The organism is Leptolyngbya cf. ectocarpi LEGE 11479 (assembly GCF_015207065.1).
Lineage (GTDB): Bacteria > Cyanobacteriota > Cyanobacteriia > Phormidesmidales > Phormidesmidaceae > Leptothoe > Leptothoe ectocarpi.
Genome location: NZ_JADEXP010000207.1, coordinates 1 through 11,429 on the forward strand (window position 1 = coordinate 1; position 11,429 = coordinate 11,429).

The following is an 11,429-nucleotide window of genomic DNA, read 5'->3' on the forward strand; positions in this document are numbered from 1 at the left end:
AGCTGAATTAGGAATATCTGTCTCGCTTTAGGATGAATAGCATTACTAAGAAAAGAGGAGAATGCTTGGGCAATTACTGTAGCTATCGCTGCACCAACCCCACCATAACTAGGAATAAGAATAATATTGAGACTGACATTGATAACAGCACCAATTAATGTTCTTAAGAAAGACAACTGTGTAAGCCCTTCAGCAATAAACCAAGTTGAAGAACCTACGCCCATAAATACAAATACAGCAGCCCAAATATGAATAGATAATATCGGTGCTGCAGCAATGTAACCGTCACCAAAAAGTCCAGTAATCACTGGAGCAGATAAGAAAGACATCGGCAGTGCAATTAATATGGCGGAATACACCAGCAATCGCATGACCTGCTCCAAACGTTTAGAATAAGCAGCTATGGATTCTTGTTTAGCTTTATAAATACTAGGAGCTATAGAGGAAACAACAGCAGTCGGAATAAAATACCAAACCTCAGAAAGTCTTGCAGCAGAAGCATATAAACCAACTGCTTGAGAGCCCATCATATTACCCAACATAATTTGGTCTACCTTCATGTAGATAACCACTGTAAATGTGGATAAAATCAGAGGCCAGCTTTCTTTAAGTAGAGTTTTTGCCAAAGCAAAGCTCCATCGCCAGCGTAGGAGTGAAGATCCTTGTGACTGGTAAAAAATAATAAGTCCTAAAGCTCCCAAAACAGATTCCAAGACAGTAACACCTGCAAATGTCCAAAGAGGGGCTTCATTATTTATGAGCAGTACTTTACCAATAGCAGTAATTATAAATGCAGTATTTTTTGCTAAAACCGTATACTTTGATTTAATCTGTGATTGGAACCATAGATCAACAGCATTAAACGCTTTAAAAATCCATGCTGATGATAAAAGAGCAACTAAAATAAGTGTTGTTTTATCACCACTCTTAGAAACTAAAGTTGTAATAATTACCAGTGCAAGTGACCCTAAACTTGCTATCAGTTGTAACAAACATGTGGTTCCTAAAATTTGTTCACGCTTTTCAGGATTTTGAGTTAACGCTCGAACGACTAACGAAGGTAGTCCCAAAGTAGCAAAAGCGCTGAACAAGGAAACAAGAGAAATTGCATAGTTAAGTGTGCCAAAATCTTTGACACCTAAGTAACGAGCAACCCAGACACCAACAAACAGACCTATACCCATCCGCAGGAATCGATCAAAAAAGAGCCATCCTGTATTTGCTATGACCTTACGTAGCTCATCCCGATTCTTTAAAAAGGCAAGCTTGCTTAATATCAATTGCATTGTATGTGGCCCAATAATTAGGTAGACGACGGATGCAGGCTTATTTTCTGTAATTTATAGCAGTCGTCACTTTTGTCAGGACAATCGATTCCCATATAATTTCTTAGATTTCGGCCTTTGAAATGTCCTAATCTATATGGCGACTACTATAAGAGCACCGATAGCCATTTCATCAATTACAGCAGCTCCTGACTCCTACACACGAGTTAACAACTGACGATAGGCTTTAGCAATGAGAGTAGGCGTAAATTTAGACTCCAGCATCTGTCGTCCCTCATATCCCACATCTTGGACAAGGCCAGCATCATAAGCCAGAAGTTTCAAGAAGCCAGCCAGACCTTGACTGTCACTATTTCTAAAAGTAGAACCGCAGCGATTATCTTTGATCAGAGATTCCAAATAGGTCCCTTCTGGGCAAATTATCGCAATCGGACGACCAGCAGCTAATGCCGGATACAGCTTACTAGGAGCAACCAAGCTTTCCATCCCTTCACTCACACTCACCAACGACACATCGCAAGCAGTCATCGAATACGGAATATCCTTCTTATCCTGATACGGTAAAAACAAAAAGTTCTCCAACCCCTCAGCTGCGACATCTTCAATCAACTTTTCACGTTTTGCCCCGCCACCAATACATACAAACCGGATCGGCTCATTCCGTAGCAGTTTGGCCGCTTCAAAAATTGTCTCAATGTCATGGCAGCGACCCATATTCCCAGAATATAGAACCGTAAACGTGTCTACCAAACCATGCTTACGCGCAAACCAATTATCCTTCTTCTCAATCGGCCTAATCAGCTCCGGGTCTGCCCAGCTATGGATCACCTCTACCCTGTCCGCAATATCCGGACAGTGACCCACCACCCGTTCCTTCAGCGACGGACTCAATACAATCAACGACTTCGCCCGTCGCCATACCCGCTGGTTCAGCCACCGCCAAAACTTCGCCACCGGATGGTGATAGTCCACCACACCCAGCTCCACCGCAATATCTGGATACAGATCGTACAAAATCACCACATAGGGCGTATTAAACAGCAGGCTCATCAAATAGCCAACCACCGGTAAAAACGGCGGTGCCGTCGTCAGCAGCAGCACTTTATCCTTGTCAAACCCATGGCGCAGCAAATGCAAAAATGCCCGAATCGCAAACAACAATCCAGTCAGCGCCTTACCCCGGATCCGACCCGACCACAGCTGCGACACCCGCGACCGCCGAATCTTCAAGTTGTTAGACCGTTCTAACTGAGGAGCCTCCGCCACATCATCAGCATAGGCCGGCTGTCCCGTAAACACCTCCACCGGCAGTCCCTGACGAGCCAGCTGTCTCACCAGCTCATCCAGCAGCTGGCCCGTTGCCGCATAGTCAGGTGCAAAAAACTGAGTAACTAGCTTTACCGTTTGCTGAGTCGATCGAGTCTCGATTTGGTCAACAAAGTAGGCCGCCTTAGCCCTAGAACGAGTATTGATCTTGCCGAGTACCATAGGAATGCGAATGAGTGAGCAATAGGGAATTAATAGATAGCAAGCGTTTAACTGAGAAAATATTTAAGAAATACGGGCCACACGCCAGGCACGCCAGGAGGTCAAACCAAAGATGGGGGTGGCTACAGCCATGGCCAACAGTCCGTAGGGGATCGGTGCGAGGGTGAAGGCCCAGCTGCCAATCCATAGACTGAGGGCGTAAATAAATAAAACAGTTAGCCGATGGGGCAACCCCACCTTGAGCAGTCGATGGTGCAAATGACTGTTGTCTGCTTCAAAAGGAGACTTGCGCCGCCGCAGTCTAGATATAATTACGAGGGTCATGTCAAAAATCGGCACAGCTAACACAATTAGTGGAATCGTGATCGCTGTTGCCCCCTTGACCAAGCCGGTAATGCTGATTACCGCGAGCATAAACCCAATAAAATAAGAGCCTCCATCTCCCATAAAGATGCAGGCCGGATTGAAGTTATAAACTAAAAAACCGCATAGGCTACCCACCAGGCACATGGCCAACAAGGCCACCGATGGCTCCCCTAGAAACAGGCAAATGCCAACGGTAATCAGGGCGGAAATAGCACTCACCCCCGAGGCCAGACCGTCTAGACCGTCAATCCAGTTAATGGCATTGACCATGCCAGCGATCCAGATCAGGGTGATGGGTAAACTCAGCCACCCTAGATGCACAATGCCAACATTGGGCACCGTTATCAGGTCAATGCGAATGCCTGCACTCCATACCAGAGTGGCAATAGCAAACTGCCATAACAGTCGAAACTTCGGAGAAAGCGAGTATAAATCGTCCAGTAACCCGAGCAGAAAGTAGCCGCTGCCCCCCAACAACATCACTAAAATCTCTTGGTGGTCCTTGGGCAGGAGACCTGAAAAACCGCCCACCCGCCAGAGACAAATGGCGGCGACTATGGTACCGACAAAAATAGCTACGCCGCCCAGGCGAACCATGGGGGTTTGGTGGACTTTGCGATCGCAAGGCACATCCACCCGATCACAATGAATAGCAATGCCTCTAACAATGGGCACACTAATTAACACAACAGAAAAAGCACTGACAAACGCTAACAGATAAAACACATAGTCAGAACCAAACGATAATGCTGATAAATCAAGCATCGTACTAATAACGCCAACGCAAATTTAGAGAACAATAGAGGTATTCGATAGTTTGTAGTGACAAATTTTAGGACAGTGGCTAAACCGGTAAGACCTTGAGAAACCCTTAGCTACAAAGATGATTTAGAGTTTGTAGCTGACTCAGTCTAGAATTTGCTATTCACCTCAATGGGGCAGATGCATTGACTTATTTCATTAATTGTTAGACCGGGAAATCACTATATGAGCAACCGTCTAATCTCAGGCTCAAACAAAAGAGACCGGTCGTAAAACCAAGCACCCAAAAGCAAAATACAGATATGCTGTCCTGATTCAGGACTATTGACTAGATAAAAATAGAAACAATAGAAACTAAGGCAAATACGAAGTTTTTACCTAAGAAAGTTAGGCTTACCCATCAGGCAAAATGGGGTTCCTCAACTACGCAGGAGATGATATTCAAAGCCTCCAGACTTGGGAGGGTTGGGGGCAAATACTAAGAAATTAAAAAAGTTCGGATCTTACAAAAGAGTAAACAGGCCTGCTGATTAAATGATTTCTCTCTTCAGTCGGTCAATGGTAAGTAGGCTATCCAAATCATGCTTCAGACTACAGAGCGACGCTTATACAGTGCCCCTCACTACAGCTAGACCTGAAAAACTGTCTGTATTATCTATGCTGTGGCTAGTAAGCTTATGCAACCAACAGATTTGAAAATGACAGAAGCGGTATAAGAAAATTTTTCATTGCGCTATCGCAGATTATAGAACAAATGAATGGAAGCGTAAAAAATAGGCTTTGTGGAAATCTTCAAGAATTTTGCTACGGCTAAGCCCATGTCCGTGCAACTGTCAAGAAGGGGGTGACGTCTTACAGCTGAGTTGTTCTCAAGTCTGAGCAATGTCAATTTTTTATCCTTCAGATATGGTTAACTCCATTTCAGATATCGCTTTATTGTTCAGCGATCATTCCTAAAAGACCCATGAGAAAGTCAGTTAAAACCTTATCTCATCTTTTATAAACACACCCCCAAGAAACTACGGAGAAATCGTCAGCGTTCCGGATAAAACAGCAAGGCACAATCCAAAAATCATGAAGGTTACACCTGGCTAGGGTAGATACACCTAAGATTCCGCATTGTTTGATTAGTTTTAGCTGCACGCAAGTGAGTCTTAATCCCAGATACTTAGAAGGCTCTAGGTATTTTTTCGAAAATGATATCCCAGTTAAAGGCATTCCTTTTTTAAGGAAGCCTTTATGTTCTCCCATTAGCCACACTGGGACTTCGCCTCACCGTCTAGCTCTCTGGAATAGTGGATAAATAAGTAAGTATATTCTCTATGTTTCTAGGCAGCCTTAATCATCTCCGGTTAAAAATACGGATCTTTTGCAAAAAATTAAATGGGAGTATGAGCCCTACCGACAGCATCTATCGTTATGACTCGCCTGATCTTCTTTGCTGTTCTCGGACAGACAGTTGCCGGTATTTTGTTAGGACTCACTACAGATGTGACCCTGGCTGCTCCAGCTCCCCTGCCTAGGGCGGCGACAGCCACTCTAGATAATACTTACCTGCTAGGACCTGGGGACTTAATCTCTATCGATGTGTTCAACGTGCCGGAATACAGTGGTGAACAACAGGTGCTAGCCAACGGCACCATCAATCTTCCGGCTGTAGGACAGCTATCTATAACTGGTCTGACGCTCCCTCAAGCAGAACAGGCCATTAGCGATATCTATCGTGCCAGGGTACGCTATCCCCAGATTACGGTTAGCCTTCTGACACCGCGCCAGCTGCGGATTGCCCTTAGTGGAGAAATCCATCGGCCTGGGGTGTATACAATGCCGGTAGGTGAGGCCGGACAGTTTCCCACCTTGGTCAACGCGATTCAGCTGGCGGGTGGGCTGACCCAGGCGGCTAATGTACAACGGGTCAATGTGCAACGCCGTGGGAAAAATGGGATTGTTCAACAGGTGACCAGCAATCTGTCAGCGCTGATGGGTCAAGGGGATTTACGACAAGATATTTCCCTGCGAGATGGAGATTCGATTACGATTACCCAGGCTGATGAGATTGACTTACGTACTACCAGCCAAATTGCGGTGTCTAATTTGGCTACTGATGAGGCAGAGGCTATCAGCGTTGTTATTGTTGGGGAAGTGTTTCGTCCGGGTACCTATAACTACGCGTCCCGTCCCACCTCCAGCCAATCGGTCACTGTAGGTGATGCCAGTGGTAACACGGTGCAGCAGCCTGGGCGGCTAACGGTGACTCGCGCCCTGCGCCTAGCGGGGGGAATTAAACCCATGGCCGATCTACGCCAGGTGGAGGTGAAACGCACCACCCGCACTGGCGACAGTCGGACGATTTTGTTGGATCTATGGCAGCTGGTGGATGCTGGAGATAGCCGTCAAGATTTGGTGCTGCAGGCGGGGGATACCATTGTTGTTCCGACAGCAGTGGCGGCTAGCCCAGAACACATTAGTCTACTGACAACGACAAACCTGTCACCGGATACGATTACCGTCAACATTGTGGGTGAGGTGGAGCGTCCAGGTACCGTAGCGGTGGCGGCGAATACCACCCTTAACCAGGCGGTGCTAGCGGCGGGTGGGTTTAATCGTCGAGCCCACGAAACGGTGGAGCTGATTCGGCTTAATCCCAACGGTACGGTGACCCAGCGGTCAATGGATCTTGACCTGGCCCAGGGGTTAAATCCTGAGGGTAATCCCATCATGCAGCACAACGACATTGTTGTAGTTGATCCATCTGGAGCAGCCCGTCTGTCAGATAGTTTAAGTACTCTCTTGAGTCCTTTTTTGCAGATTTTACCGGTTAACTTTAATGGCTGGAATGGGCTGTAGCGCCTTCAGACCAGTTTTCTAGCACTTATTTTTTGACGCTGTTTTTAGCATAGTCAACAATATTTAGATATCTCTGGGGTAATGAATAATTTAGATGTGAGCAATAGTGGGGCCGATGAGAAGACCTTTAACGGTTTTTCTGGGTCCCAGGTGCCCTGGGATGAGGATGAGCTAGATCTCAAACAGGTGCTCACAGTATTGCGGCGGCGAGCCTGGGTGATTGCCGGTATTGCGACGGGTGTGATGGGGGTGGTCCTATACAATACCCTACGCCAGGAGCCGGTATACGAGGGGACGTTTCAGGTCCTGGTCGAGCCTGTGAATGTGGACAACCAGGTCCAGGACTTTAGTGATTTTCTTGGCGATACCTTACCGAGAGCCTCCTCGGGCTTGGACTATGAAACCCAGGTGCAGGTATTGCGCAGCCCAGAACTGATTGAGCAGGTCATGGCAGATCTTAGGGGGGTGGACCCTGAGATTGACTATAAAATACTGTTGGCGAATCTCGTTATCAGACGGGTGGGCGAGACTAAGATTATTGAGGTTAGCTATCGAGACGCGGATCCGGCTAAAATTCGGGAGACTCTAGATGTTCTGGCTGGGGTGTATTTGGACTACAGTCTCAAGGAGCGTCAGACTAACCTGCGCCAGGGAATTCAGTTTGTTAACAAACAGCTACCGGAGTTAGAGGGCCGAGTTGATCAGCTGCAAAGCCAGTTAGAAGATTTTCGTCAGGCTAACAATTTTATTGATCCGGCGACCCAAAACAAACAGATTGCTAGTCGCTCGGAAGCCTTGAGCACTCAGCGGCTGAATATTGACCGACAGCTGGCCCAGGCGAGGGCTGCCCATGGGGTATTAGGGACAGCAGGCGGGGAGGCGGCTTTACAGGATGCTCCAGTTTATCAGCAGCTAATCCAGGAGCTGCGGCAGGTGGAAACGGAGATTGCTGCAGGGTTAACCCGGTTTCAACCCGATACGTTAGAAATTCAGGTGTTGCAGGATAAACGGGAACGGCTATTGCCGGTTTTAGCGGCTGAAGCGCAGCGGGTGCTCAATGCCAGGTCCGCTGGGGCGCTCAATGAGATCCAAGTGTTAGAAACCCAGAGTCAAACCCTGGCGCTGGCGGAATCTAAGCTGCAGGCCACACTGACTGAATTGCCCACCCTGGCACGGGAATATAGCGATCTGCAGCGGGAGTTGGAAATTTCGGTCAAGGCCCTGAGCCGGTTTCTGGAGACGCGCGAAACTCTCCAGATCGAAGCGGCCCAAACGGAGATTCCGTGGGAGCTAATCGAGGCTCCGCTGGAGCCTACTTTACCGATTTCTCCCAACGTCCGCCGTAGTCTGCTGCTGGGGGCGGTGGCTAGCATCCTGCTAGGGGTGGGTACGGCACTGATGCTAGAAAAACTGGATACGATTTGCCGCACATTGGATGAGCTTAAGGCGACTGTGAAGCTGCCGCTGTTGGGGATGGTGCCCTACCAGAGTGAGTTTGATGGCCAAGGCGCGATCGCAACCAATAGCAGTTTAGGCCACTGGTTAAAACAGGCCTTTCAGGGGGGATGGCTCCAGAAAACTGGGGCGATACCTGATAGCTATGGCTATGGCCGGTCCCAGTTTTTGGAATCCATGCGGCTGTTACAGACCAATTTATTACTGCTGGGGTCTGAGCGCCCCATCCAGTCAATTATTTTTAGTTCGTCCATGCCTGGGGAGGGCAAATCGACCATTGCTCGACACCTGGCACAGGTCGCGGCCACCATGGGCAAACGGGTATTACTAGTGGATGCGGATCTGCGTCAGCCGATGATCCACCAGCGGCTAGAACTGGATAATACAAAGGGACTGAGCAATTTGCTATCGGGCAATGCTAGTCGGGACGAAGTGCTACAGCAGGCGATCCCGTTTTTGGAGTTCTATGTGATTACGGCGGGTAGCATGCCGCCAGACCCGGTCAAACTGCTGTCGTCTCAGCGGATGCAACAGCTGATGACAGACCTGGAAAAGGAGTTTGACTTAATTGTGTATGATGCGCCACCGCTGTTAGGGTTGGCAGATACGACGCTGATGACGTCCCACACGGACGGTTTAATTTTGGTGGCGCGGGTTAACCAGTGCGATCGCGATGTGCTCGCCCATGTCATGGAAACAATTCGATTTTCCAAGATGCCTGTACTGGGGCTGGTGGCCAATGGCGTTATGCCCAACACCAAGGGGTACAAGTACTACGGCTATGGCACACCTGCTAGAGTACCCAAGCCAGTCGCCGCCAAGGGTGCTATCAATAGTGCTGGCAACGGCACTAATAATGGCAGTAGCAACAATAACGACACAGGTTTCGAAACTATACCTGAGGGCAGCGAGCGGTGTGTGCGCCTCACTGATCGATCTCATCATTCGTAATTACGACAGATCACGTACGGAAATCAGACTACTCAACGTGGGGTAATAGGCCAGGGTGTTTTGTCTGCTAATCCGGACCCTCGTATAGACCTTAGGACAGTAGCAAAATTGGTCTAGCTAGGACTCTCCGGATTTTTACGTACTTTATTTGAAAACTAGGCAGAATGGGGCTTCAGCGTTTTTTTGAAAATGACTGAAGCCAGTCGGGATGTCTAAATCATGTCTTGACATAACCGTCAGCAAACATATTCAGACCATAAAGCTTTGTAGCTTTCCGGATTTGTTGCGATCGCAGCAGCAGTTTGCTTAGGGGACCTTGGGGTTAATACGGTTAGTAATCATACCTACCCTAGATCATGTCCGGAGCTCTGTACCCGTTTTCTGCCTGTTCCTCTGTTGATCATGCCTACAGGTTTATTTTCGATGACTCATATTGTTAGTTTTTCTACCATCGTTCGTACTGTCGTCGGGGCCGGGTTTGCCGTAGGTACAGTACTCAGCAGTGCAGAGATGTCCCTGGCGTCGCTGCCGGGTTTGCCGACGGGCTACGCTGTCCCAGCGGCCACATTGTTAGATGACAACTATCTGCTAGGTCCAGGTGACCTGATCACCATTGATGTATTTAATGTACCCGAGTACAGCGGTGAACAGCGGGTATTGGCTAACGGTAACGTCAACCTACCCGCTGTAGGGCAGGTTTCGGTTAACGGTTTAAGCCTGGCCCAGGCAGAGCAAGTCATCGGTGCTAGATACACTGGCGAGGTCCGCTACCCTCAAATTACGGTCAACCTATTAACCCCCCGTCAGCTACGGATTGCCCTCACAGGAGAGATTCAGACACCGGGGCAATACACCCTGGCAGTGGGTGAAGCCGGCCAGTTTCCCAGTCTGATAGAAGCCATTAAACTGGCTGGCGGCATTACCCAAGCCGCTGACTGGCAACGGGTGGAAGTCCAACGGCGCGTAGAAAACGGCGGCACCCAGCGGGTGGTGAGCAATCTTGCCGCCCTGCTCAATCGCGGCGACCTGAGCCAGGATTTTCCACTGCGGGATGGTGACTCGATTACCATCTCCCAGATTGATGAGATTGATCTAGAAACCTCCCGACAGATTGCCCTGTCTAACATTGCCACCGATGCAGAAGAGGCCATCAGTGTTGCCATTGTGGGCGAGGTATTTCGACCCGGCACCTACAACTATGCCTCGCGCTCCGCATCTAGCCAGACAATCGTAGGAGACAATGCTACCAGTAACACGGTGCAACAGCCGGGGCGTCTCACCGTTACCCGCGCTCTGCAGCTGGCCGGTGGTGTGAAACCCCTGGCAGATCTGCGCCATATAGAAGTCAAGCGCACAACTCGACGAGGCAACGATCGGACGATTTCTCTCGATTTGTGGAAGCTGGTGGAAGCGGGTGAGAGAGGACAAGATTTAATCTTGCAAGAGGGAGACACCATTGTTGTTCCCACCGATACCAACGCTAGTCCAGAACAAATTGGTATTCTCACAGCCACCAATTTATCACCCGATTCCATCGCTGTTAACATTGTGGGCGAAGTGGAAACTCCAGGGCCGGTCGCTGTAGCGGCTAACACCACCCTCAATCAGGCTGTTCTGGCTGCTGGTGGCTTTAACAATCGCGCCAAGGAAACTGTGGCATTGATCCGGCTGAACCCCGATGGAAGCGTCACCCAGCGTGCCATCGAGATTGACCTATCCCAAGGTTTAGACCCGGAAGACAATCCAATTATGCAACACAACGACATTGTGGTTGTCGATCCTAATGCTGTTTCGCGGCTCTCCGATGGTCTTAGCAGTATTTTGGGGCCATTTCTACAAATATTACCGTTTGGCAATCTTTTCTAGCCGACTCCTTACTTTTTACTTCAACCATTACCCCCCCCTAGTTTATTTTTTAATCGCCCTATGGATAATCTTGCTTCAGCCAACGGCGCTTCACCTAATGTATTAGCCACGACGCCCCAGCTGCCCCAAATGCCATGGGCCAAGGATGATGATGAGCTAGATTTAGCCCAGCTGATCACCGTTCTGCGGCGACGCTCCCTGATGATTACCGGTGTGGCTGCCGGGGTGATGGGCACGGTGATGTTTAACACCCTGCGTCAGGAGCCGGTTTACGAGGGTAATTTTGAGGTACTGGTGGAGCCGGTTAACGCCGAGGATAATCTCTCGGACTTGAGCGGATTGTTGGCCGAGGCTGCCCCCACCAAAAACTCAGGTCTGGACTATGAAACCCAGGTACAGGTGCTGCGC

At 48.8% G+C, this 11,429-nt stretch carries 7 protein-coding genes; 4 read left to right on the forward strand and 3 right to left on the reverse strand.

Going from position 1 to position 11,429, the window contains the following annotated elements; genetic code table 11:
- The 3 genes from IQ260_RS19545 to IQ260_RS19555 all read right to left on the reverse strand — a co-directional run.
- Positions 1–1,286 (reverse strand): flippase (locus IQ260_RS19545; RefSeq protein ID WP_193994775.1); only part of this gene is annotated, 1,286 nt, incomplete at its 3' end.
- Positions 1,287–1,481: 195 nt separating this feature from the next.
- Complete coding sequence (locus IQ260_RS19550; protein ID WP_193994776.1) at positions 1,482–2,774, reverse strand: glycosyltransferase family 4 protein; 1,293 nt, start codon at positions 2,772–2,774, stop codon at positions 1,482–1,484.
- Positions 2,775–2,837: 63 nt separating this feature from the next.
- A complete protein-coding gene (locus IQ260_RS19555) occupies positions 2,838–3,905 on the reverse strand; it encodes a glycosyltransferase family 4 protein (protein WP_193994777.1) in 1,068 nt (355 codons plus the stop codon).
- Between the two features lie 1,416 nt (positions 3,906–5,321).
- Between IQ260_RS19555 and IQ260_RS19560 the strand changes: the two genes are divergently transcribed.
- From IQ260_RS19560 to IQ260_RS19575, 4 genes are all read left to right on the forward strand, one after another.
- The gene (locus IQ260_RS19560) at positions 5,322–6,749 is read left to right on the forward strand and encodes a polysaccharide biosynthesis/export family protein (protein ID WP_193994778.1); all 1,428 of its coding nucleotides are present in this window, start codon (positions 5,322–5,324) and stop codon (positions 6,747–6,749) included.
- A gap of 81 nt (positions 6,750–6,830) precedes the next feature.
- On the forward strand, positions 6,831–9,155 hold the full coding sequence (locus IQ260_RS19565; protein WP_193994779.1) for a GumC family protein: 2,325 nt from the start codon (positions 6,831–6,833) through the stop codon (positions 9,153–9,155).
- Positions 9,156–9,578: 423 nt separating this feature from the next.
- Positions 9,579–11,021: an SLBB domain-containing protein gene (locus tag IQ260_RS19570; RefSeq protein ID WP_193994780.1), complete on the forward strand. Its 1,443-nt coding sequence runs from the start codon at positions 9,579–9,581 to the stop codon at positions 11,019–11,021.
- 60 nt (positions 11,022–11,081) lie between these two features.
- The coding region (locus tag IQ260_RS19575) for a Wzz/FepE/Etk N-terminal domain-containing protein (RefSeq protein ID WP_228016276.1) at positions 11,082–11,429 on the forward strand (348 nt) is incomplete at its 3' end.